Consider the following 319-nt stretch of genomic DNA (forward strand, 5'->3'; position numbering starts at 1 on the left):
GGGCGGCGGCACCACCGCGGTGATGAGGGGCGCGCTGACGCTCTACAACATCACGCCGGGTCTGTCGTTGTTCGAATCCAAGCCCGAACTGGTGTGGGGGCTGATTGCTTCGCTGTTCGTGGCCAACGTGCTGCTGTTCATCATGAACGTGCCGCTGGTGCGTGTGTTCTCGAAGGTGCTGTCGGTGCCGGGCTGGCTGATGGTGCCGGGCATCCTGTGCATCAGCTATATCGGCGTGTATGCCATCAACGCCGGCACGTTCGATCTGCTGCTGGTGACGGGCATTGGTGTGCTCGGCTATTTCCTGCGCAAGTTCGGC

General features: G+C 62.1%; 1 protein-coding gene. It reads left to right on the forward strand.

The window, feature by feature from the left end; genetic code table 11:
• The coding region (locus tag SB751_RS29120; protein WP_410748923.1) for a tripartite tricarboxylate transporter permease at positions 1–319 on the forward strand (319 nt) is incomplete at both ends.

The organism is Cupriavidus sp. SIMBA_020 (assembly GCF_046535395.1).
Classification (GTDB): Bacteria; Pseudomonadota; Gammaproteobacteria; order Burkholderiales; family Burkholderiaceae; genus Cupriavidus; species Cupriavidus campinensis.